The 23,173-nt window shown below is 56.8% G+C and carries 24 protein-coding genes and 1 tRNA gene; 11 read left to right on the forward strand and 14 right to left on the reverse strand.

Features of this window, described 5'->3' with window-relative positions; all coding sequences use genetic code 11:
• Window positions 1–3: 3 nt before the first annotated feature.
• Entirely contained in the window at window positions 4–837 is an 834-nt protein-coding gene (locus EV688_RS04735; RefSeq protein ID WP_117317273.1) for a PhzF family phenazine biosynthesis protein, read from the forward strand.
• A gap of 32 nt (window positions 838–869) precedes the next feature.
• Here the strand turns inward: EV688_RS04735 and EV688_RS04740 are convergent, their stop codons facing one another.
• Complete coding sequence (locus EV688_RS04740) at window positions 870–1,964, reverse strand: SMP-30/gluconolactonase/LRE family protein (protein WP_162883881.1); 1,095 nt, start codon at window positions 1,962–1,964, stop codon at window positions 870–872.
• A 98-nt stretch (window positions 1,965–2,062) separates the two neighbouring features.
• Here EV688_RS04740 and EV688_RS17360 point away from each other — a divergent pair, with 98 nt between their 5' ends.
• The 3 genes from EV688_RS17360 to EV688_RS04745 all read left to right on the forward strand — a co-directional run bounded on the left by EV688_RS17360 (window position 2,063) and on the right by EV688_RS04745 (window position 2,940).
• Window positions 2,063–2,224, forward strand: coding sequence for a hypothetical protein (locus EV688_RS17360; RefSeq protein WP_162883880.1), 162 nt, complete (start codon window positions 2,063–2,065; stop codon window positions 2,222–2,224).
• Window positions 2,225–2,232: 8 nt separating this feature from the next.
• Window positions 2,233–2,379, forward strand: coding sequence for a hypothetical protein (locus tag EV688_RS17365; protein WP_162883879.1), 147 nt, complete (start codon window positions 2,233–2,235; stop codon window positions 2,377–2,379).
• 90 nt (window positions 2,380–2,469) lie between these two features.
• The gene (locus EV688_RS04745; RefSeq protein ID WP_117317270.1) at window positions 2,470–2,940 is read left to right on the forward strand and encodes an Lcl domain-containing protein; all 471 of its coding nucleotides are present in this window, start codon (window positions 2,470–2,472) and stop codon (window positions 2,938–2,940) included.
• A 17-nt stretch (window positions 2,941–2,957) separates the two neighbouring features.
• Here the strand turns inward: EV688_RS04745 and EV688_RS04750 are convergent, their stop codons facing one another.
• From EV688_RS04750 to thpR, 4 genes are all read right to left on the reverse strand, one after another.
• Complete coding sequence (locus EV688_RS04750; protein ID WP_117317268.1) at window positions 2,958–3,446, reverse strand: DUF6644 family protein; 489 nt, start codon at window positions 3,444–3,446, stop codon at window positions 2,958–2,960.
• Between the two features lie 31 nt (window positions 3,447–3,477).
• The gene (locus EV688_RS04755; protein ID WP_117317266.1) at window positions 3,478–3,855 is read right to left on the reverse strand and encodes a DUF6152 family protein; all 378 of its coding nucleotides are present in this window, start codon (window positions 3,853–3,855) and stop codon (window positions 3,478–3,480) included.
• Window positions 3,856–3,978: 123 nt separating this feature from the next.
• Window positions 3,979–5,277 (reverse strand): dipeptidase, encoded by a 1,299-nt coding sequence (locus tag EV688_RS04760; RefSeq protein ID WP_117317264.1) that lies wholly within the window; start codon window positions 5,275–5,277, stop codon window positions 3,979–3,981.
• Between the two features lie 89 nt (window positions 5,278–5,366).
• A complete protein-coding gene (gene thpR, locus EV688_RS04765; RefSeq protein ID WP_117317262.1) occupies window positions 5,367–5,909 on the reverse strand; it encodes an RNA 2',3'-cyclic phosphodiesterase in 543 nt (180 codons plus the stop codon).
• Between the two features lie 211 nt (window positions 5,910–6,120).
• On the opposite strand from thpR, the gene EV688_RS04770 reads away from it, so the two are divergent.
• Window positions 6,121–7,329: a pyridoxal phosphate-dependent aminotransferase gene (locus EV688_RS04770; RefSeq protein WP_240624342.1), complete on the forward strand. Its 1,209-nt coding sequence runs from the start codon at window positions 6,121–6,123 to the stop codon at window positions 7,327–7,329.
• On the forward strand, window positions 7,326–7,664 hold the full coding sequence (locus EV688_RS04775) for an EthD domain-containing protein (protein WP_162883878.1): 339 nt from the start codon (window positions 7,326–7,328) through the stop codon (window positions 7,662–7,664). Before EV688_RS04770 ends, EV688_RS04775 begins: the two co-directional genes overlap by 4 nt.
• Here the strand turns inward: EV688_RS04775 and EV688_RS04780 are convergent.
• Together EV688_RS04780 and EV688_RS04785 are read right to left on the reverse strand one after the other, a co-directional pair.
• The gene (locus EV688_RS04780) at window positions 7,661–8,302 is read right to left on the reverse strand and encodes an alternative oxidase (protein ID WP_117317258.1); all 642 of its coding nucleotides are present in this window, start codon (window positions 8,300–8,302) and stop codon (window positions 7,661–7,663) included. The two genes, EV688_RS04775 and EV688_RS04780, sit on opposite strands and share 4 nt — an antisense overlap.
• A gap of 81 nt (window positions 8,303–8,383) precedes the next feature.
• Window positions 8,384–8,782: a phosphate-starvation-inducible PsiE family protein gene (locus EV688_RS04785; protein WP_117317256.1), complete on the reverse strand. Its 399-nt coding sequence runs from the start codon at window positions 8,780–8,782 to the stop codon at window positions 8,384–8,386.
• A 568-nt stretch (window positions 8,783–9,350) separates the two neighbouring features.
• Between EV688_RS04785 and EV688_RS04790 the strand changes: the two genes are divergently transcribed.
• Window positions 9,351–10,643: a tyrosine-type recombinase/integrase gene (locus EV688_RS04790; RefSeq protein WP_117317254.1), complete on the forward strand. Its 1,293-nt coding sequence runs from the start codon at window positions 9,351–9,353 to the stop codon at window positions 10,641–10,643.
• 22 nt (window positions 10,644–10,665) lie between these two features.
• Complete coding sequence (locus EV688_RS04795; RefSeq protein ID WP_117317252.1) at window positions 10,666–13,887, forward strand: type ISP restriction/modification enzyme; 3,222 nt, start codon at window positions 10,666–10,668, stop codon at window positions 13,885–13,887.
• A gap of 32 nt (window positions 13,888–13,919) precedes the next feature.
• Here the strand turns inward: EV688_RS04795 and EV688_RS04800 are convergent, their stop codons facing one another.
• Together EV688_RS04800 and EV688_RS04805 are read right to left on the reverse strand one after the other, a co-directional pair.
• Window positions 13,920–14,735: a DUF3800 domain-containing protein gene (locus EV688_RS04800; RefSeq protein WP_117317250.1), complete on the reverse strand. Its 816-nt coding sequence runs from the start codon at window positions 14,733–14,735 to the stop codon at window positions 13,920–13,922.
• A 202-nt stretch (window positions 14,736–14,937) separates the two neighbouring features.
• The gene (locus EV688_RS04805; RefSeq protein ID WP_117317247.1) at window positions 14,938–15,606 is read right to left on the reverse strand and encodes a hypothetical protein; all 669 of its coding nucleotides are present in this window, start codon (window positions 15,604–15,606) and stop codon (window positions 14,938–14,940) included.
• A gap of 915 nt (window positions 15,607–16,521) precedes the next feature.
• Between EV688_RS04805 and EV688_RS04815 the strand changes: the two genes are divergently transcribed.
• On the forward strand, window positions 16,522–16,980 hold the full coding sequence (locus tag EV688_RS04815; protein WP_131917554.1) for a hypothetical protein: 459 nt from the start codon (window positions 16,522–16,524) through the stop codon (window positions 16,978–16,980).
• Between the two features lie 18 nt (window positions 16,981–16,998).
• A complete protein-coding gene (locus EV688_RS04820; protein WP_117317243.1) occupies window positions 16,999–17,310 on the forward strand; it encodes a hypothetical protein in 312 nt (103 codons plus the stop codon).
• A gap of 137 nt (window positions 17,311–17,447) precedes the next feature.
• Here EV688_RS04820 and EV688_RS04825 read toward each other — a convergent pair whose 3' ends face one another.
• The 5 genes from EV688_RS04825 to EV688_RS04845 form a co-directional block, all read right to left on the reverse strand.
• A complete protein-coding gene (locus EV688_RS04825) occupies window positions 17,448–18,011 on the reverse strand; it encodes a hypothetical protein (protein WP_117317241.1) in 564 nt (187 codons plus the stop codon).
• A gap of 411 nt (window positions 18,012–18,422) precedes the next feature.
• Window positions 18,423–20,882 (reverse strand): DUF5906 domain-containing protein, encoded by a 2,460-nt coding sequence (locus EV688_RS04830; RefSeq protein ID WP_117317239.1) that lies wholly within the window; start codon window positions 20,880–20,882, stop codon window positions 18,423–18,425.
• Complete coding sequence (locus EV688_RS04835) at window positions 20,879–21,202, reverse strand: hypothetical protein (RefSeq protein WP_131917555.1); 324 nt, start codon at window positions 21,200–21,202, stop codon at window positions 20,879–20,881. The genes EV688_RS04830 and EV688_RS04835 overlap by 4 nt, the downstream gene beginning before the upstream one ends.
• A gap of 14 nt (window positions 21,203–21,216) precedes the next feature.
• The gene (locus tag EV688_RS04840; RefSeq protein WP_117317236.1) at window positions 21,217–21,582 is read right to left on the reverse strand and encodes a hypothetical protein; all 366 of its coding nucleotides are present in this window, start codon (window positions 21,580–21,582) and stop codon (window positions 21,217–21,219) included.
• Between the two features lie 455 nt (window positions 21,583–22,037).
• A tRNA-Arg gene (locus EV688_RS04845) sits at window positions 22,038–22,114 on the reverse strand.
• 156 nt (window positions 22,115–22,270) lie between these two features.
• Between EV688_RS04845 and EV688_RS04850 the strand changes: the two genes are divergently transcribed.
• Window positions 22,271–23,167, forward strand: coding sequence for an adenylate/guanylate cyclase domain-containing protein (locus EV688_RS04850; protein WP_117317234.1), 897 nt, complete (start codon window positions 22,271–22,273; stop codon window positions 23,165–23,167).
• The last annotated feature ends 6 nt before the right edge of the window (window positions 23,168–23,173 follow it).

Here is a 23,173-nt window from a genome sequence, read left to right on the forward strand (position 1 = left end):
GTCATGCCGATAGCGCTGTACCAGGTTGACGCCTTCGCCGATCGACTTTTTACCGGGAATCCCGCAGCAGTGTGTCCTCTCGCGGAGTGGCTCGATGACGAGCTCCTCCAGCAGATCGCGTTCGAGAACAACCTGTCCGAAACCGCATTCTTTGTCGCCGACAGCCAGCGTGCCGATCACTTCGCCCTGCGCTGGTTCACGCCGGACGCGGAAGTCGACCTCTGCGGGCATGCCACGCTGGCCTCGGCCTTCGTGATTTTCGAGGTGCTGGCGCACGCGGGTGACTCGCTGCATTTTCACACCCGCAGCGGCGAGCTCACGGTAACCCGGACCGAAGGCAGCGCCCTGCGCATGGACTTTCCCGCCTGGCCGGCACGCGAGCTGAGGGGTGACGAGGCGTCCGTCATCGCCGGCGCCCTCGAGGCGGCGCTTGGCCACCGGCCGCTGGAGATACATCGGGCGGTGAATCTGCTGGCAGTTTTCGATAGCGAGGAGACCTTGCGCGCGCTGCGCTACTCCGCGGCGTTGGTGCCGGCTCTTGAAGCTGCAGAGGCCTGGGGGCTGATCGCCAGTGCGCCGGGTGCGCCGGGCGCCGGACACGACTTTGTCTCGCGATTCTTTGCGCCGCTCAAGGGCGTCGATGAAGACCCCGTTACCGGGTCCGCGCACTGCACTCTCATGCCATACTGGGCCGAGCGGCTGCAGCGATCGTCGCTGGTGGGTTTCCAGGCATCCCGCCGCGGCGGCACGGTGCGCTGTGAAGCGAAGGGTGACCGCGTGCGGCTGTCCGGGAAATGCCAGCTGTTCCTGTCTGGGACGCTGTCGCTGCCAGCTTGACGACGGCGCCGATGGCCGCCCGGCGACGGGCGTCACTCGGGCAGGGCAGTGTGCACAATACGGTCGCCGCGGTAAGAGCCGATATAAAGGCGATCGCCCACGTCGAGGGCGACGGTACCGGCACCCATCGGTGAGCCCTCGTGTCTGAACAGGGTACGTGTGGCCATGGTTACCGGGTCGATGGCGAGAATCGAATAGGGCAGCAGGCTCACCGTCTCTGGTGCCTGATCGAGGGATCGGGCCAGCGCGAGAAGACCGGCGTGGTGCGATGCCACCAGCAGCTGGCCGTCACGGGTCCAGCTCAGGTTGTCCGGTTTTTCCACGCGGGCCTCGCCAAGGCGCTCGCCGCTGCGCCAGTCAATGGCCAGCACCCGTTTGCCGAAGTATTCGTTGAGGTAGAGCGTCTGCTGGTCCGCCGACAGAATGAGTCCGTTCGGGAAGCGGCTAGCGGTTCCGGGTACCTCGCTGAAGCCTCGGTCCTGCCGCCAGTGATAGACGACACCGGTCCTGACACCCAGCCGCGCCAGTATCGCCTCCCAGGTGCCGCGGGAGCGACTGCCCATGTGGGTGACCAGGAAGCCGCCGTCGGCGAGGCCGGCAACGTCATTGAAATTGCCATCGTCCGGGGCTTCGGTGCAGCCACGCCAGACCAGCGTCGGCGTCTCATCGCGGTAGGTGAGCTCGAAAAACTCCACCGATTCGCGGCCGGCGTGGTTCACCGCCAGCAGTCGCCAGCGACCATCCGGGAGCCTGTGCAGGTCGATGCCGTGGGCGTGCAGCGCTGTGGCAGGGGCCGGGCAGTCCGCGCTGCCCCAGCCAGGAGTGGGTTCGATGTCGCGCGTGGCCGCCGCAAACAGGGGCTCTACACGCGGCTCCCGTGTGTACAGCAGGTAAATGCCCCCGGGGTTCTCCATCTGGCCAAAAATGATCTGTCCGTCCTGCGGGGCGCGCACCAGGTCCTCGGGTGCAACAACGCCACAGATGGGGGTAAATCCTCCGGCGGGTTCGCAGGGCGGGTTGCCGTCGGCGGCCATCGTCGCCCTGGCCAGCAGGAGCAGCAGGGCAGAGAGCGTGCCCGCTGCACGTGAGCGGAACAGGTGGGAGTGCGAGAAAGTCGGGTGACGCATTGTTATCTGTCCTTGTCTCAACGCCTTAGGCATAACCGTATCATGCTCTGGCCTCGTGCAGGCACAGCCGGGTGACAGCGGGTATCACCAGAAGTGTCATGACCGTCGACGCCATGACAGATGCCAGCAGCATGAACCATCGACACGCGCCGGAATCGATCGATGCCGAACTGGGAAAGAGCGCGGCCCAGACCATGCGACTGATGGTGTCGGCACTTCAGCGCGGCTTCGCCGAGGCAGCCTCTGCGCTCGGCGTGTAAGTGATCCCATGACCACAGCCTACTACCTGCGTGGCGCGGTACACGGCGTCATCATGCAGTGCCGGTCGTTGTCTGAGATCAATCCGGGGCACCCTGCGCCGGATGCACTTGTCGGGTATACGCTGGAAATGCTTAGCCGTTCCATGGCGCCTTGAGCTGGACAGCATCGGTGCGAGGTTCTTACAGGCGGCGTATACTCAAAACGCACTCGATACTCGACTTTCTGCTAATGGAGTCATTGCCCCATGCCTGAATCTCTCGCAACGCGCCGCGTCATCGCCGCCTTTCTGTTGATGTCCGGTTTCATCAGCGTATGCGCAAACGCGCTGGACGTCCCCCCACCGGACACCGTAACGCTGGATAATCGCCAGTGGGCGACGGTCACCAATGGCACGGATATCAAATGGCCTGAGGCAGAGACGTATTGCGCTGATCTGTCGCTGGGTGGTCACGACGACTGGCGGCTACCGACGCTGGTTGAACTGGAGGCGCTGTACGATCCTGAGTCATCGTCCGGGATTCGCGAGCCGATAAGCCTGGACGGCTGCTGTCTCTGGAGCAGTACCTCACTGGAGGACCGGGCGGCGGAGGATGGTGATGAAATTGCGGGCGAGCCCGCGATGTATCGCTGGGGCTATATGTTCGACGGCGGGCATTTTTACTACGCCGTGCATATTTTCGAGGACGGTCAGGCGCTGTGTACGCGGGACGACTGAAACCTGAGTGACGGCGGTTACCAGTAGCCGATCATGCGGCCACAGGCGACAACCGTCAGCCACAGCAGCAGGGAGACAGCACCGGCAACAGCCAGTACGCCCCGGTCTCCCGGCTGTGAGGCGTTGCCGGCCATGCCGCGCCGCCAGGCAGAGAGGCGCTGGATAATGGCGACATTCGCCAGCGCAACAACAAGCGTCGGGAGCTTGATGTAAAGAAAGGGATTGCCGTGGTACTCGGTGGTGTTGAACGACAGCATGGCGACGCCGCTGCACACCGCGAGCACGAACCCGGTCGCCGCCAGTGGCACGGTAGGCCGCGCGATCGTCGGCAGGGGGATGCTGTTCCAGGCGCCGAGAAGGCGGAGGTCCAGCAGAAGGACCGATCCCAGCAGTGTTCCAATGCCCAGGATGTGCACCAGATTCACCAGGCCGTAAGTCCAGACACCGAGCCCGCGCAGAAACTCGGCAAGGGCCGAAGCCTCGAGCCACGCCATCAGTTCATACATGTGCGGCCCTCATGAGGCGGTGGTTGCGACCTTACTTCGGCGGATAAACGTCGAATTCCTTGCCGTTCCAGATAACGCGACGCACCTTGGCTTCGTACATCTCCATGTCTTCGTTGCGCTGGCCCTGCACGGTGACGGTCTCCCCCAGCGGCACCGTGCTTTCCTTCAGCCCCGACCGGTGTGTTCTCGGTCCTGGTGCCAACGTGATGTCCCAGAGCTGGCCTTCGTCGTCGCGGATCTGCATAGTGCCGTGGGGTCCCGACAGGCTGACGCCGGTCTCCACAACGCCGGTGATTTCTATCTCGCCTGCCGTGTTGCCGGACCAGCCGTGGTGGGCTGAGGCTGCCTGCGCCATGCACACAAGAAAGAGGGCCAGCAGCGCTGGCTGGAGGTTTTTCCGGTAACTCATGATGACTACCCCATGGACCGTCTCGCGGTCTCGTCAATTCACCGAAGCCCCATCCTAATCCATTCGGGTGCCCTAGGCGATGCTGTCTTCAGTGAAAGGCGCCCTTGAGGCGCCGGAGTGTTCTCAGTCCTCAAACACCATTTCGGACGGCTCCCGCTCATTCTGCAGTCTTGCCGCCGTTTTCTCGACGCCGCGCAGTACGCGAAGCATGTTGCGTCCCGCGATTTTCTCGAGCTCCTGCTCGGTATATCCGCGCTTGAGCAGCTCCGCAAACAGCGCCGGATAGGTGGATACATCCTCAAGGCCGAGCGGCAGTGTTGAGACGCCATCGAAATCCCCGCCGATGCCAATATGATCCACACCGATCAGGGCGCGAATGTGGTCAATGTGATCCGCCACCTGTGAAAGTGTTGCCTTTGGCATGGGGTTGGCGGCGTCCCAGTCCGCCATGGCCTTTTCGATAATCGCCGGGCGACCGGGGTTCAGGGCGGTAACACGCGCCAGCTCCGCGCTGCGGTCGGCACCCGCCTGTCTGACCTCCTCCGAGGTGAAGCTCTCGACAAAGGTGACCATGATCAGGCCACCATTCTCTTTCAGCAATTCCAGCATATCGTCCGGTGCGTTGCGCGGATGTCCGTTTAGCGCCAGCGTATTGGAGTGCGAGTACATTACCGGCGCTTCCGAGATGGCCATGGCATCGCGCATGGTTGCCGGTGCTGCGTGGGAAATATCCACGACCATCCCGAGACGGTTCATTTCCCGTACCACCTCCTCGCCAAAGGCGGTGAGGCCGTCGTGCTGCGGATCGTCGCCAGCGGCATCCGCCCAGTCGAGGGTGCGCGAGTGGGTGAGCGTCATGTAGCGGGCACCCAGCCGGTGGAACATGCGCAGTGCGCCGAGGGAGTTGGCGATGGAGTGACCGCCCTCCATGCCCATCAATGACGCGATCTTGCCGTCGGCGAAGGCCTCTTCAACATCGTCGGCGGTGAGTGCAAGGGCAAAGGTTTCCGGGAAGCGGCCAATCATGCCATGGACGAAATCAATCTGCTCCATCGTGGCCAGCACCGCTTCCGGTTCGCTGGTGTTTGCTGCGGTGTACACGGACCACCACTGTGCGCCGACCTTTCCCTCCCGTAGACGGGTGATATCCGTGTGCATCGGGTTGTCGGTGGAGTCCGCGGGCTGTTTTGTCGTGTCCCGAACGTCCAGTTCGCTGAAGCGGTAATTTACCCGGCCACGGTACTGCCAAGGCAGGTCGTTGTGGCCGTCGAACAGTGGCACGCGCTCGAGGATCTCCTTCGCCTGGGTGATGCGGTTGGCATCCTCCCCGGATCTGCTCTGCCCGGTGTCTGCCGCGACGGCATGGCTGAGTGTAACGATCATGGCGCCTGCGGCGAGTAACGGTATGATGGCGTTGGTCATCTGTCGTTTCCTTCTCTTTTTGCCGGTGGTGTCCTTCCGGGGCCAGGTCCGATTCGGACCTGGCCCCAAAGTCTGGACAGCGTGGCGATCTATGGTAACCCGAGCGCCCGGCCAAGGTCCCACTCGGCCAGCGGGTGATAGCTGACGCCCGCGCGTCCCGGCTTCGATTCGAACAGTGTGACCTGCCTGTAGGCAAGCTCGATGTCCGGCAGGACGACCGGCGCAGGTGGCGGCTCGCTGCAGTTGCGATACAGCGTGACATGTGGCGTGAACGTTTTTTTGGTCAATCGTGCGCCGACCCGCCCGCCGAGGGACTGCAGCTTTCGTGCGAGTCGTTTGATCTGCGGCGCTTCCCGCGACGTGCCGATCCAGTAAATGTCGGGGCCGGGCCAGTAGCCCACACGATCAAGAGCGAGCGCACCGGCGACAAACTCCTGTCCGCGCTGGTGCTCATCGACCGTGTTACACAGCATTTCCAGATCGCGATCATTGATGTCGCCGATAAACGCCAGCGTGATATGGAAATTCGCAGGCGGGATGGGTCTGCCCGCGGCAAGTCCGTAGCGATCTCGCCAGTCGGCAATGGATTGACGGGCCTCAAGGCCCGGCTCAATGCCAAAGAAAACGCGCATGATGATAGTCCCTGTGTCCTGTCAGATCCGATTGACGCATGAGGCTAACAGTGTGCCAGTTTTTTTTGGCCCCGCGAGGCGCTGAGCGAAAGTCGGAGCCGGTGTATGGCACGTCCTTCAGCTTCTTGCGGCTGATAGACTCTGCAGGTAGCGTGGTCCATCAGCCATGCCCCTTGCGTTACCCTGGATGAGAAGGAACAACGACGTGCTGATGCCAGCCGAACACTTTGCCGCCCGCTTCAGCCACCGTATGAGGGCGTTTGCCGACGATGAAGATGGTGTCTGGGCCGTGCACGACACCGCCTGCGAACGACACGCGAAGGGTGAGAACATCTATCTGCTGTCAATCGGTGATCCGGACCTGCCCACGCTGCCTTCCACGATTGAAGCCACCATCGACAGCCTGCGCGACGGACGTACGCATTACGCGCCCGGGCGCGGAGAACTGCGGCTGCGGCGCGTGATTGCCGATATCGAGGCGCGCGCTTCGGGCCGGGCCTGTGATCCCGACGAGATCATCATTTTTCCCGGCGCCACAAACGCCATTTACACCACGCTGGCCTGTATCACCGATCCCGGCGACGCCGTTGTGGTTGCCGAACCGATGTATGTTGGCTACGACGGTATTTTCAAGGCGCTGGGTATTGCGAAATCTGTCGTTCCGCTGGACGCCCAAGCCGGCTTTCGTCTCGACCCGGAGGCGGTAAAGGCGGCAGTCACCTCAGACACCCGCGCTGTCCTGCTAAATACGCCCGGGAATCCGGCGGGCAACATGATTGACGCGGAAACCCTCTCATCGCTGGCGTCCTGGTGCCGGGACAACGGGCTATGGCTGGTGTGTGACGAGGTGTACTCGATGATCACTTTCGAGCGCCGCCACGTATCGCTGCGGCGTGCGGCGGCAGCGCTCGATAACGTTGTGGTAATTGACAGCCTCTCCAAGTCACACGCCATGACCGGCTGGCGGCTTGGCTGGACCGTATCCAGTCTCGATATGGCGGAACGCCTGCTGGACTTCACCAGCGCCACGGTTTTCGGGTGCTGTCAGTTTGTCCAGGATGCCGCAGCGTTTGCCCTGACCAACGACGAAGCCTATATTGCCGACGTTCGCGACGAATACCGCAAGCGTCGCGACTACCTCTGCGGACGCATAGACGCCGTGGAAGGGCTAAGCTGTGTCACGCCGGAGGCCGGCATGTTCGTGATGATGGATGTGTCGGGCAGTGGCCGCGATGGCGCGATGTTTGCGCGAGAACTTCTCGACCGGCATGACATATCTGTGCTCCCTGGGGCCGGGTTCGGACCGGGCTGCGGTCAATTCGTGCGTGTGTCACTGTGTCAGCCGGTCGAGGTGCTGGCCCCCGCGCTGGACCGCATGGAGCGCTATATGAATGAATGCAGGAGAGCCAAAAAACGATGATCAAGCTGGTTGTAGCGGTAAAAAGACATCCTGACATGACTCCGGAAGCCTTTCACGCCTACTGGCGCGAGAGCCACTCCGCGAAGGTGCGAGCGATTGCCGCAAGCGACAGATATGTGCGCCGGTATTCACAGTTCCACACGCTGCCCGCCGAATACGCGCAGGGCGAGCCGGCTTACGACGGCACTGCCGAACTCTGGTTCGATTCTGTGGAAGACAAGAATGCGTTCTTTTCAGACCCTGACTACCTGGCGCAGGTGCAGCCCGACGAATTCAAGTTTGCCGACATGGAGAAAACCGCTTTCTTCATGACTGAGGAAGAGCGCGTACTTTAGTCCGTAGGCTCATCAAAGCTGTCGGCAAGCCGGTGGTTGACATCGCGATGGCCGGCCTCGTCCTGCCTGACGACGATCACGACGTCGCGCAGGGTCGCGTTTTCCGGCAGCTGCCAGTAGTCAATGGCGATGCGCGGTGCAGGGACATTCTCAAGGCGGCCACTGTCGATTTCACGCAGGTACTCGCTGTAACTGTAGACAGCCTCTTCTTCGAAGTAACCAACCAGCCGGTGTGCCGTGCGCGCTGAGATGATGTAAAGCAGCAGGAAGCTGGTGAAAAAGATTCCCTGCGCTCCGAGAATGATCATGCGCTCAAACCAGCTGGGCCGCGCAATTTCAATAAACGTCATCAGGTGCATACGCTCGTTCTCGGCCTCGGACAACAGCGTGTGTATCCACTCGCGATCGTCCTCCAGGCGCCGCAGGGAGCGCATATGCCGCATCATGCCGCCAACCATGCCGGGTACCGCAGCGACTGTCTCCAGCACTACTGCACGATGGCCGTAGCGTTTTGCAAAAAAGCTGTCGGCCACGAAACGCAGCGCACGGGTGAGTGAAAAGGCGACCCTGTCCGAAAAGCCGTTCGGCTTGTGGCGATCGTTGAGCGGGTCTTCATGAATGATCTGAGCTTGTGTCATGCATCCTTGGACAGCGAATCCGTGTTTTCTATCCGTGCTTTTTATCCGTGATAGGCGAAAGTCGCGCCGAATCCGCGGGCTTCAGCTGTTGTCGTTGTCAGGGGTGTGGTCTGTGTTGTGTTTTGCGGTCCGCTCCGACCATGTCAGCAGGACAGCCGCCACGCCGAGAATCAAGGCAGCGGTTGCCTCATACAGGATGGAAACCGGATCCATGTCCTTGCTCTGCAGCACGATCAGGCGGGAGATCGCCGTGATAGCGATCAGCAGGGGATAGACCACAGGAATACGCCGACTGGTGTAGAACACGCTGGCCATGGAAATGACCTCGGTGTAGAGAAACAGCAGCAGAATATCGGCAATCACGATGGTCCGGCGATCCCAGATATTGAGAACCTCCAGGCCGACGGCGCCAACGGTGAGTATCACGATCAGAATAATGATCGCGCGTTCGATGAAGCCGATCGTGGCGCCTACGAGCATTGCCGCTGTCCGGTGACGTGCGTTGACATCCTGGAGACGGTACGTTCTGCCGAGGGCAGACGCAAGGTGGGGGGGGTCGGGATTGCCCGGGCAAGTGATGCCGCCAGGAAGCGCTCGTTGCTCTGACCATAGGATCAGCGCGCGACCGGTCAATCAGCGTCTCCGCGGAGACGTGCCCTGAATCTATGTCGGGTTTCAACGCTGAGCGTATTACGTCCAAAACCATGACTCTCCGTCTTGAGCGGCGAGCTCGAGGAGCAGCTAGAGCATCTCGCGAGCGCGAGCAGCGATCAAAGCTAGATCCGATCTGGACTCAGCAGGAGATTGTGCGAAGAGGCGGAAGGTTGAAAAATCCCGCATGCTTGATGTTAATGGCCCGCCCGGCATCCTAGTCGCCGACTCTACCTGTGTCATGGCTGGGACACTACTGTGACCAGCTGCGCCTAAAAGTCCTTAAGATACAAGGCTTTATATTGTGCTGCCATACATCGCGGTGTTCTCCTTTTGTGTACGCCCTGTGTCCCCGAGTGTCGGGGCGCGAGGCACTACACAGAGCACTAGGAGATGAATGATGGCATTCACAGTAAAGATGATAAACGGCCTTGAGCCTAAGAGCAGCGGCCCCTACCGAATCTCGGACGAACTGGTACCAGGGCTAAATATCCAGATCAGCCCCGGCGGCAACAAGGCATGGACGCTTCGCTACCGCGACGAGCGCGGCAAACGAAAATATCTAAAGCTTGGCCAGTGGCCAGCCCTCGGTATAGCCGCCGCACGTGACAAGGCAAGGGAGAAGAAAACCGGCATCGCGAATGGCGAAAACCCGAGGGCGAGACCGAAGGCGGACGCATCTACCGTCAAGCAATTAATTGACGCGTACATGGCCTCGAAAACCGAAGCCAAGTCCTACAAGCTCATGAAGTCATATCGAAAGAAGGTACCAGCTTGGTTCGAGAAGAAGCTTGCCTGCGATGTCACCATCGACGACTGCCACGAAGTGCTGAGACCCATTGCAAAGGCAACACCGACGATGGCTAATAGAGTGCTGACATACCTTCGGACAATCTGGAACTTCGGCATAGACGTTGAGTACGACCTCACCCGCGACCGAGACCTGTCCTTTGGGGTGAAGGACAACCCACTCCGGAATATCAAGCCGATCAGTGCGGCGGAAAGGCCAGCAGAGGTAAGGCTGACGATGGAAAATCTTGCCGCAGCCTGGACTCACATTCCCGAGTACAACAGCCCCGTGACTTGGCTAGCGATCAGGTTTCACATCGCGATGTACGGCAGACGAGTCAAAGATACACTGTACACAAGATGGGAAGAAATCATCGACGTCGATGGCATCACTTGCATCTCGCTACCGGAGGGCCGCACCAAATCTGGTAAACCTCAGATCATCCCCCTAACCCGTCATGCCTTGGAAGTTCTCGACGAGGTGCACGACTACACTAGTCATCAGGAATGCGTGTTCCCGCAGCGGACCGGCACCAAGACGCCCCTGTCGCTGATCGCCCTCGGAGCGGCTGCTCGCAAGGTAAGAGAGGATCACCCTGAAATGGGCGACTTTTCACCACGCTACTGCAGGGCCTGCGCGGTCACAGAACTTGGTAACTACGGCATCGACCGTCACCTGATCGACCTCGCGCACCAGCGACACATTAAAACGGTCAGCGGTATTGGCACCAAGGCATACGACCGCGCGCACCGGGTCCGGGAGCTGAAAGTGGTTGCTGACGCCTGGGATGAAATCTTATGTGACGCGCTGAGGGGCTACAGCGATCGCGCCATACCTGCCGTAAATAACCACGAAGACTGGGCACCAACACAAAACAAAGATACGATCAGAGTGCAGTAGAAACCACAAGGAAGAGTCCGCCTTGGCTTTGATCGAAGACTTCATTGCAACCGTACAGGCCATTCACGACACTGGTAAGGCAACCGAAAACTCCTACCGGTCTGCAATAGAGTCGCTTTTCGATGGGCTCGGGGTGAAGGCGCTAAACGAGCCAAAGCGGGTCGAATGTGGTGCGCCCGACTTCATCGTGTCTGTTGGGGATATTGTTATCGGGCATATTGAGGCTAAAGACCTTAGCGTCTCAGTGCGCGGCCTGAAAGGAAACAATAAGGAGCAGCGCGACCGGTACCGCGATGCTTTGCCTAACCTAATTTATACAAACTGCCTAGAGTGGGACTTCTACCGCGACAGAGAGCTCGTTGCATCAGTAGATATCGCGACGCTCGAAAAGACCTTAATAACCGACCCTAGCCAGTACGGGACACTCCTAAATCTACTTTCAGAATTCGCAGTTCAACGACCGCAAACTATCACTAGCCCGCGTGACCTCGCGATTCGAATGGCGGGTAAAGCTCGGCTGATTAAAGATGTTCTGCATAAGATACTTATTGACGAGACAGACCCCGATCCCGATCTAAAAGGGCAGTATGAAGGTTTTAAAGAAAACCTAATTCACGATACAACGCCAGGAGAGTTTGCCGATGTCTACGCGGAAACTATTGCCTATGGCATGTTCACCGCCCGACTGCACGATGAGACTCTTGATACGTTCAGTCGCCAGGAAGCACTAGAGCTTCTCCCGAAATCCAACCCTTTCCTTAAATCACTCTTCACATATGTCGCAGGTTACAACCTCGACGACCGAATATCATGGATCATTGATGATCTTGCCAAAGTTTTTCAAGCTTGTGATGTGGCGAAGTTAATGCAAGGATTTGGAAAGCTCACAGGCCGCAGTGACCCTTTCCTCCACTTCTATGAAACCTTTCTCTCCGTTTACAGCCCTAAAAAACGGAAAGCTAGGGGGGTATGGTACACACCAGAATCAGTTGTGAGCTTTATAGTCAGGGCCGTAGACGAGGTTTTGCAAACTGAATTCGGCCTCCCGGATGGCTTGGCCGATACTTCGAGAGTGGCAATTAATTGGGATACTGGTCAGCGAAAGCGGACGAGCAAAGGCCACTTTTATAAAGACGGCCGTAACTTAATAGAGAAGCGCGAGGTTCACAAGGTTCAAATACTCGATCCGGCCGTGGGAACCGGCACCTTCCTAGCGGAGGTAATGAAGCAGATCGAACCCAAGGTGCGCAAGGTCGCGCCAGGTAACTGGTCGCAGTATATTGAAGAGGAACTGATACCTCGGCTACACGGTTTCGAGCTATTGATGGCATCCTACGCAATGTGCCACATGAAGCTCGAAATGATTCTCAGCGAACTTGGTTATATACCCACCAAGAACCCGCCTAGATTGTCCGTCTATTTGACCAATAGCCTAGAGGAAGGTGAGCCACCGAACCAGGAGCTTCCTTTTTCCCAGTGGATCAGCCGCGAGGCAAAAGGTGCAAACTCTATCAAGCGCGACATGCCCATCATGTGTGTAATCGGCAATCCGCCATACTCCGGCGTTTCGCAGAACATGGGAGATTGGATCTCCAGCTTAATTGAGGATTACAAATACGTTGATGGGCAGCACTTCGGTGAAAGAAAGCACTGGCTTCACGATGACTACGTGAAGTTTATGCGATTTGCAGAGACCCTAATCGAGAAGAATAAAGAAGGTATTTTAGGGTTCATCACGAATAACGGTTATTTAGACAACCCAACGTTTCGAGGCATGCGATGGCACCTGTTAAATACATTTGATCGTATTTACGTACTCGACTTGCACGGCAGCGTCAAAAAGAAAGAATTAACGGAGGAGGGCAAGAGCGACAAGAACGTATTCGACATCCAGCAGGGTGTCGCGATTATTATCGCTGCGAAGACAGGTACAAAAAAACAACGATTGGCTGAGGTCTGGCATGGTGATCTAAGAGGTACGCGCCACGCCAAATATGAAACTCTGGATAGAGGTTGCGTTAGCACTACGATCACTGAGCGAGTAGCCTGCGCCGCACCACAATACGCCTTCATCCCACAGTCAGCCAGTAAGACTGAAGCTTATTCAGGCGGATTCAAAGTAACCGACCTCTTCGTTGAAGGCTCAATGGGCGTTCAAACCAGCAGAGACGCCCTTGCAATTGCACATACTAGAACCGAATTGGAAGAGCGCTTGAAGGTTTTCTGTGACCCTAAAGCTTCGGACGATGAGATTCGTTGGCGATTTTTTGGGCACAAAAAGGCAGGCAAGTATCTTCCGGGCGATAGCAGAGGGTGGTCGCTTTCGGCGGCGCGAAAGAAGATCGATGTGCGAAAAAATCCAGAGTTATTAGTTGCAATCAATTACCGACCATTTGATCTGCGATTCACTTACTTCTCCAAAGAGCTCCTTGATTGGCCGCGAGAGAAAATAATGGTTCAGTTTCTCCGCCATGAAAACTTAGCTATTCTTTTCCCAAGGCAGCTAGCGACCCTTCCTTACAAACATGCTCTTGTGACAAATACTATTTCAGAAATGTGCGCGATTTCTAATCGCACCAAGGAGCAAAATGCTGTCTATCCCCTTTACATCTATCCCGACGATGAAGGCTTCGATAAGTCCCGCCAAGTAAACTTCGACCGAAAGATTTTTGCGCATATGCAGGAACTCGGCTCACATCCCGATAAAGGCATTCCCGATGAGGTGGCAATCTTCGATTACGTATATGGGGTCCTGCACTGCCCCGCTTACCGAGAGACTTATGCCGAATTCCTCAAGTCTGATTTTCCGCGAATCCCATGGCCTATATCACCTGAAGATTTCTGGGATCTCTCATCCAAGGGGGCCGAACTGCGAAATCTTCACTTAATGGATCGTGCTACCGTTGGCGAAACGCCTTACCCTTTTACTGGGGAGGGTAGTGGTGTTGTTATGAAGCCAGCATTTAATGAAGGCAAAGTATGGATAAACGAAACTCAGTACTTCGATAACGCGCCAGAGGTCGCGTGGGGCTTTTTTATTGGTGGGTATCAACCTGCCGAAAAATGGCTGAAGGATCGCAAGGGTCGTAGCTTATCATTTGATGATATCAGGCATTACCAACGTATCCTGAAAATATTGGCAGAAACGGACCGAATCATGAAGACCATCGAGCTTTCCGATCTCCGAGCCGATCAGGAGCTTGCGCGCTCCTGTGAATCGATCACGCCTGTTAATGCTACGTGAGGTTAGCCTCATAGTGGCCGATGGGTTCACATCTAAGGGTTATATGGATCTTCAGAGAATGGCCAGGATGCGACGGGTAAGTGACATGCAGTGCCACCGCGATACAGCCACTCCTCACCGAGCACCCAATGATACAGATTCCTGATAACGTCTGGGCCCAGCTTAAGTCCTGACCCTGATATCACGCCGGCCCAGTTTGTGATCAACATGGGCTTTACAGAGTGGAAAAGCACCGATGCGTAAGTGTGATTGCCCGCAACCATTTGTAGAGTAGAACCACCTATAAGGTCTGCAACCTGCACTCCTCTGCAAAGATGGCTTGGGGTAGTCAGGATGTTATGGACACATGCTTCAGGCCGAACATAAGGTGTGCCCTGGAGGTAGTTAAACGAGAACTTCTCGATAAGCCGTGAAATGCTCTTATGACCACCACCCGGCTGATCGCATATCACCAGTGTTTTCCGCTCTGCGCCCATGTGCGTAACAATACGCTCAAACAGGTATTTCATCAGTTCGTCGTTTGCGCTCTCGCCTTCAAGCGTGCCGTGTCCTTCGTCCCAAATCACGACTATAGCTTTTGCGCCCTCAGCAGCGTAAAGCTCGATAACCTCGCGAAACAAATGCTCGCGACCCGTAAATGTTCTAAGCCGAGACCCTGCATCGGGTGACCACTTCAGTTCTGTTTCAGCGTCTAACCCCTTTGATTCAAGGAGCTTTGCGACACTTAACTCAAGCTCGCGGACTTTATTAATATCGAAAATTAGAGCACCGTAACCGCGGAGTTTTCCAAGGCCTGCTATCGTATGTCGGTGCTTTTGTCCACAATCATCAATATAAGTGACAAGCACGGTGAGTCGCTCGCAGGCCTAGTTTCGTAAATTTAACAGATTGTGGCTCTCGACGCAGGCAGCCGCAATACTCAAGGCCTCATTAAACTAGGCATTTGAAATACAACTCGCCACCCATCTTTTCATGACTTCTACCTCTCAAAATTCAAATTACTAATGTAATAACATTCCCTTCCTAATTCATCATAATTCCCGACAGAGTTTACGATACGGCACTCTCATTACTGAAGGGTCTGGCCGTTCGAAGTTGCCCCGCCCTCTCGAAAAGCTCGTCGGCACGTCCGAGCATTTTTTGTGCGTTACGCTGTACGCCGTCATCAGCGCTGTTCTCAAGCATACTGCCTGAATACATGAGCTCAGTCGCTTCCTGCTCGTAGCTGATTGCCTGAGCTTCACGTTCTAACATAGGCGGAACTCTGGCTTCCATCTCACCCAGTGCCTCCTGGGCGCTGGAAAGTGCAGCCGCACGCCGCCGATACCCCTCCGAATCGATTGCCCAGCCTCGCTCTTCAGCCTCCGCGAGAGCAGCTTCAGCCTCCGCAACGGTATTTCGTTTAGCCTCAAGTTTCAGTTGCCAGTCCAGCGACTCTGCCGCCGCAGGGTTCTCGTGTTTCAGCCGCTCCACCACCTCAGCGGGTGTCGGCTGCGGTGGTGTGGATTCGTGGATAATTTCACGCACCAACTCCGATTCCGCTCGCGCAAGTTCGCGAGCGTCATCTGTCAGTCCACTATCCTGGTGCTCTTCTACGAGTTGTCGGTAGCGTAGCTTCAGTTCCAGTCGAGACAAACCTTCCGACTCGATTCGCTGCCGAACAATCGAAAGGTGCTCCTGTATTTCGCGCTCGTTGGCCATGCTTTCTAGAATCGTCATTGTGTTATTCCTCGTATTTCAGATATTTTCGAAGATCGGTACCTGCGTACTGCCTCTCTATGGCAGGATTTACACTGTGACTTGTAACCGCTGGGGCGATCATGACGCGGGGTAAACGCGGCGAGCGGTTTACGAATGCCACACCTGCTGCAGGGCCGGGTCTCAATAGATTTCTCCATAACGTAAAAAACCCTCCGGCCACGGGAGATAGTGAACTCCCACAGACGGAGGGTTGGCATTCATTCCTGTGGGGCAGACAATGAACGAGTGGCCACGAGGGTCCACAGAAAAAGGAAAACACGGCGAGATATTTTTCGTCAATTATCTGTAAGTCACTCGTCGAATAAACCGACGCGACGAAACTTGAAACAAGGATTTATACACAAAGAGAAAATTTGTCTGCCGGTAACCTGGGGCCACGTCATTTTGTCTCGCTCGGCGTGGAATGAGGACGAGGTGACGAGGGAGGACCCGCGAAAATCGCGGGTCGTACTACTAATAATACCCCTGGAACCAACGTTCAAGGGAGGACCCAACATATAAGGCAGCGACAAGTTGCTCTTTGTGTGCTGCAGCCGGAACCTCCGGCTCGCAGGGCGGGAACCATAGAGAAGTGTTCCCAGTGGTTTCACACATAGCATCTGAACACCGGGACCTGGTTCCCCATCCGATTACCCGTGAAACCGTGAGACGCGTTCAGCGCTCGAAAATGCACTGACCACCATAATATGAGGCCCGTCTGCAGACGTCTGCTCCACGTCCTTGCGCACCAATAGTGCCTTGTCTAGTGTTGGGAACAGTGACCATTTTGTCGAAAAATGCAGGTCGCTTTCGTTATAAGTCGGCAATAATTGTGGCCCCATATTCTGCCCTGTTTTAATTTTCTTACGGCATGAGCCGTGGAAATCAGAGGGTTTGAAAATGGACTACCGAGTAAACCAGGAAGTTAAATTCAAGGACCAGCAGTACACGATCATTGAAATCAAGCGCGGCTGGCTAACACTCCTCGACCAAGACGGATCGAGAGCCAAGGCCAGGATAAAAGACGTCTCCCTGCTGCGTGAACGCTGTCTCAAAAACCAAATGGCCGAGGCGAAAACGCGCTATCAGCGAGTAAAGCTTTCGTCCGGGGAGATCACCATGGACTGCGGCGACGAGCTTGCTAGCCTACTTCGAGGGCTGGAACCTCAGGAGGTCTGTAATCTGGCAGACGAGGTGCTGAAAACTGGCGAGGGTTACCACATGCAGCGCTACGGGCACCTAAATCCAGGGCAGCAGCGGATGAACGCAGGAAACCGAATCCGCGCTTCTGTGAAGAAAGGAAATGTAGATATGGCGCAGCTGAAAGAAATCCGCATTCAGAGTCACGCTTAAAGTACCGGTGGAGGAAGGATGGACATTCTTATTTCGATACTTTGGGTGGGCGCAGTTGTCTTCGGTATCGTGTGGCTATGGAATTTGTTTGGTTACCTGCGCTGCAAATCCTACATCGAACGAGTTATTGGTGCCATGGAGGCGCAAGGCACACCCAACCGAGTAGTCGAAACATTCATGGGTATTTTGGAACTTCGTTACGGACGGGCTCGCAACAAAAAGATGCTCAACAGCATCAATGCGGCGAAGGCTGCAGGCAAACCTCCCAGTGAATTCGCTGAGGAGGTCTATACGTTTATAGTGTCAGATAGTAGCTTCGATATCTTTTGAGCAAAGCGCGCTATCACCACCTCTCCGAGGCCACGGACGGCCACGGGAGACACGCTGGACCGACCCGCCACCGATGTGCGGGGCACCGTCTCGCGGCCCGTCGTGGGCCTCCCGTGCGACCGGAGATATATCGGGCATTATGGGTCCCCCGGCGACGCCCCCGCGTCTACTTCTCGCCACTCCGCATCGACCATCGACTGCTCTTCCAGTCCAAATGCCTTGAGGTTGATGGTCACGTTGACGTTCGCCCCGGCTCCGGTGGCGTCCGCTTGGTCCATGTTCAACAAGGCGCGTGTGAGCGAGTCGGATGCTCCGTGGTAAACCACCTTGCCGTCGGCGTCGGTGACAACCTTCCCGGTGTCCTCGTCGCGCTGAACGTAACCGATAGCTCGGGTGACGGCGGACGACAGTAGTTCGGACCGCCAGTCTTCCATAACCTGGTTTAACTGCTCTGCAAACCAAACATCGTTGGTACGCCACTTGTTATACGTTGCCATAGAAATCCCAGCCTGCTTGCAGGCGAGTTTTGGGCTCAAGCATTTGCCAAACAGCTCCAACCAACGCTCCTGGTTTTGCCTCTTCATGGCCTTGGAAATCCCATACGAGGGTGCATGAGATTCGATGCGCGTTTGCTCTTCGCGCTCCTTCTCCGCTGCTCGCATTTCCGCAAGACGGGTGGCTGGTACGGGTTTTGGAAACATGACTATGCTCCTTGTTGTCTAGGACGGGTACGTGGGACGGGTAGATTTGCCACAAGTGGGCTCGCCGCTGTTCGCTGGCTGTGCCGTCGTTGTTCGCTCCGAATGCCTCCGGTGTGCGCTATCAGAGACAGCCGCCGAGGCGCGTGGGACGGGTGGGACGGTGGGACGTATGGCTCGCGGCTCGCGCGGGGTGGGGATACCTCCACCTTTACCCCCATGGTCCGGTGGTACTTTTTTATTTTTTTATTTTTTTCTATATGTCTCATACGTCTCACCCGTCCCAGCCCGTGTCGGACGCGGCCTCTAGACGAGACGGGTACCCCCGTGGCGGTCGTCTCACCCGTCCCGGGATGGAAGTTCTCTGCACCACGTTGCTGGGTGCTATGCGTCTGTCGCGACCAGCCGAGTTGTTTAGACCTCATTGGTAAACCCCTCCCCCGGTACGCGCCACTCTTCGTCGGCATCGACTTCTTCAAGCTCGTCGCAGGGGTAGGTTTCTACCACTCTCCGCCGAAATTCGCCCAACGGTGGCAACTTGTAGCAGCGCATCTGCGAGCCATCGATACGCGGTTTTGCTTGCGTGACTCCAAGAGCTCGTACCAATTTTCCGAAACCAGCGTGGCCCACGGTGGCAGGATAGAGCCCCGCAGCTTTTCGGAATGTCACAAAGTCGTCGAATGCTTGCTTGCTCGGATAAAAGAAGTAGGTAGCCCCCTCGCCTGACCTATGGGGTATATTTCCTTCAAGCGCCAGTTGCTGCACCCAGCTAGCGAAATCCTCATGGGTTCGGTTGCCCTGCTTCAATAGCGCCTTGGTCGTTGGCGGGTTTTTCAGGGTATTGCGCAGGTCCTCCTCCGACAGCTCCATAGACAGCAGTTCATACAGCAAGGCTTCAGTGCCGCCGGAGTTCATTTGGTCAAAGAGCGCGATGAAATACTCCGAGTCCTGCTTGTGACAGTCGCTAATTTCGGTAGCCATGAAGCGTCGCGAGGATTTATCTGCCGGGATGAAATACTCGCTGTTGGACATAAAACCGAACCAGAGCGGATTGAACACCGTGCATGCTTCAATGCCCTTGCGTTCCGATACGACATAGGGCTCGGTTATCAGTCCCTTCAACTTGCCTGCCGTCTTGGAGTTTCCGCCCCAGTAGGCTTCATTGTTCAGCACCAGGACTTTGCCTTCGAGAATGCCGGTAAACTGAGTCTCCATGTGTTGCTGGTCGGTAAACTGGACACAGTGGTAGCCAAAGATCTTTATAAATGGGTGCCAGAAAGCGTTTTTACCTGTGCCTTCCTCTCCCCGGCAGGCAAGTGCGGTCCCCACCGGCTTTCCTGGGTACTGCACCAGTGCGGCAAGCCACTTCAAGACCCATTCGTAGTGCTCATGGTTGCCGTCGCAGTAAACGTCGCGGACGTGGCGATGCCATAGTGAGCAGTCGCCCGGTATTGGTTCGACCGCGAAGCCTCGCCAGCTGTTGTAGTAACCGGTGGGCGGCGGCCCGGCGCCGGGCGGGTAGCAACCGATGCCACGGTACTGCCGCCGGTACGGCCAGTTAAACCAGGCGTCCGCATAGCGCTTCTCCTTGCTGTCTTGAGGATCGACAAATCGCTGCGTATGCGTCCATTTCTTGAAGTCTTCAACGGTCGGAAGATTGTAGGGAGACTGTTCAGGCGTATGTCGCCCCGATACGTTTTCTTCAAGAATGCGCACCTTATTGCCAACCTGAACCACGGCGTAAGGCGCGCCCCACTGAGCGAGCAACTGGTCCCGCTCAGTGAGCCCCTTTTTTGGATGCCACCCTGCCTCTCTGGCGAACTTGATCAGCGTCGCAATGGTGAAACCCTGCTTGTTGCCGAATCCGCCCCAGCGCTTATCAACCTCGCCGGGGACGTATTTACCACCGCCGCGTTTCGACCATTCATCGGCAACCGCTTTCCCGTCCGCACCAGGGTATTGGGAGTGAATTGCCATAAGAATGCCAAGCCAGTGCGGCGCGCTATCCTCGTGATCAGGATCGTTTCCGTCATAAGGAAGCTGGCCTGGATCAATGAAGCTCAGGGCCTCCTCGATTTCATCCAGGGAGAGCTTGCGATAAACGTCGGACTCGTTTACCTCTTCATTACCGCGTCCAGGCCCGTTGCGGTTTGCCACTGTTTTTCCAAATGCGGTAACGCTGAGCGGGGCTACGTTGTCGGGGAGTTCCTTGATTCCGTAGGCATCAGTTAGGTCCTCAGCTGAGTACTTCACGCCGCTCCAGTCATGAAGCCTGACTTTGTTGGGCTGCCGCTTTAACTGGCCTTGCGCTGGTTCACTACCAGCGGTGTTCATTCCATACGGAAGTCGGACAACCCTCACTAGGTTGTGGCCGGATTTGTCGCCCTCCTTGGCGGCGATCCATTTGAGCAGTAGCTTCGCTGTATCTGGATCGGTCACCGGTTCTTTGAACACGTATCCGACTTGATAAGAGGCGACCGTGCGTTCTCCTACGAGCTTGTCGCTTGTGTGAATTACATAAGTTGGCGTCAAAACTCGGCATATTTCCTCGAGGCTTCGCCCCTTCTCGCCTACGTCGTCGATCACCAGCACCATCAAGCCATCAAAGAAAGACTCCTGGCGCTGCCGCTGACCTCCTTTTTCTCGAATTTGCGACACGCAGAAATAGGTATTGCAGAGGTGCGCGTTATCTTTGATCGGCATCGCAGGCAGTTGTGCAAACCTGCCTTTGAACTTGGCATCGACGCCGTGCGGGTCCGACGAGAAAGAACAACCCCAAACCCATGAACCTGTATCGAAGATAAATTCGAGGAATTCGCGATTGTTAGATGGGGCCCGGTCGGGCCCCACTACTTCAATGGGTTTCGGGTTCATAGGGTCACCTCCATGAGGTAGTCATACTGGCTTTCTGTCAGCCACCAGTGAATCCCCCTCGAAGGCTTTCCATCATTTACCCAAGTTGGCTGGTCTAGCATTGTGCCTTCGCGGAAGGTGCCCTCAGCCACACGGGCGGTAGCGAAATAGCTATCTGCTTTCCCCCCGAATTTGCTGCGGTACTCTTCACTAATCGGACGCCAAACCCAAACCCGACTAATGTGAACTGCCACCTTTTCGGGCATAACCACTGCGCCTGCGGGTGCTTCTGGACCTGAACCATAGATTTCTACGACTGTGAGTCTTAAATACTGAATCATGTCTGCCCCCTCCCTTACGCTACGTCGTCGTAGGCTCGCAAGTGAGCCTCGCATTCGTTCTTCGGGCGAAAGCCTGGGGCAATCGGAATGTAACGGTCAGGATTGCGGACGTCGTACCAGCGACCGTTGGCATCTTTGATGATCAGCAGATTAACGTGATCCTCAAACATGGGGCGATACCAGGTATAAACCGGGTTTCGGCCTGTTCCCTGATTCATTTGCGGGGGAAGGATGTTCCCGTTATGCAGCATTCGATAGAACGTGCGGCGGGAGAGCTCATAGTTGTCGCCAACTTGCGCTGCTCTAACTAGCTGACTGGCTACAACACGAAGGGGGAGGGCATTAAAATCAATGAGCCCGAAATCTTGAGCATCATACATCACGAATCTCTCCTGTTAACGGCGGGGGAGAGCCCGTGTTTTCTAGATGCAGAGACTTCTCCCCCAAACTTTTAAAAGTAAGGGTTCGAAGTCTCCACGAACTGCCATTCCAGCAGTCCTGAGCATGACTTCACGCTTTCTTGTATACCGGAAGCGCAAGCGTAAGAGTCGGCTGTGCTAACAATTACGAAAGGACGGCTTATGGCTCGTAGCCAGCATCCACTAATCCGGTCATGCGGCGGCGGCGTCCTTGCCTATGCCTTTGTGTGTCGTCTATGTCGCTCGACGATGCCAGCAGGATACCACGGCGGAGACCGCTCGTCTATATGGGTTTAACCACATCGGCAATGATATCAGTGACTTGCGGTGGTTATGGTGCCGATCTGAGGTGCCTACAGGGGTCGCTACGGGACCTCTACATGGCCGGGGGCCTCGTCACACCGGACCCGAAAACATGGCCCGCCCGGCAGAATTCGAATCTGCGACCTCTGCCTCCGGAGGGCAGCGCTCTATCCAGCTGAGCTACGGGCGGAAAACACGACGAGGAATGAGACGAGACAGAGGCCCAAAAAACCTTGTCGACGCCTGGTAAAGAATAGCAAAGCGCAGGGAACCCCTCAATACTGGCAGGTGCTACGTCGACCCGTGTTGTGGAGCCCGCCGCCCCGATGGCCTATCATCCTGCGGCATGATCAAAGAACACTGCACTGTTGTCTTCGCCGATGTCACCGGCAGCACACGCCTGTTTGAGGGCCGCGGCGATGAACTTGCGCGCAAGATCATCCAGCATGCGCTTTACAGCTGCGCAAACGTTATCGCTCAGCATGAGGGTCAGGTCGTCAAAACCATTGGCGACGAGGTCATGGCGACCTTTCCAGGCGCCGATCTCGCCATGCATGCGGCCATCGGCATGCAGCGTTGGGCTCACGATGATCGGGAAATGTGCGAGCAGGCCCTGGGGCTGCGCGTAGGCTTGCATCATGGCCATGTTCTGGCGGAGGAAAGCGACGTTTTTGGCAGTACCGTGAACACGGCTGCCAGAATGGTTGCACTCGCCGGTAGTGGGCAGATTGTCACGAGTCGCAGCACCCGGGATGCGGTGGGTATGAGTCTTCAGGAGCGCTGTCGTGACCTTGGTGCTACGTCCATCCCCGGACGCGAGGCGCCGCTGGACATTGTCAGCGTTACCTGGGAGCAGGATACCTCCGACGTGACGGCAGTGCCCACGGGTCCAGCCGCAGCGCACTCAGTGGTTCCCCGTCAGCTGGTTCTGGAGCATGCGGCAGTTCAGTTGACCGTGTCGGACCACGCTTCCCTGGTGACCCTTGGCCGCGACGCGGACAGCAGCATCGTCGTGGACGGGGAGTGTGTATCCCGGCATCACGCCCGCATTGAGTTCCGTCATGGCTTCTATGTTCTGGTCGATCAATCTACCAACGGTACCTGGCTCGCGCTGGAAGGGCAGTCGCCTGTGCAGGTGCATCGCGGCGAACTGCCGCTGCTTCGCAATGGCTACATCGGCCTTGGCAAGCGGGAAGCGCCGGGAGGTCTGTCCACGCTGTCCTTCCGGCTGGAAGACGTCTGAAGCGAT

This window comes from Chromatocurvus halotolerans (genome assembly GCF_004340525.1).
GTDB lineage: Bacteria > Pseudomonadota > Gammaproteobacteria > Pseudomonadales > Halieaceae > Chromatocurvus > Chromatocurvus halotolerans.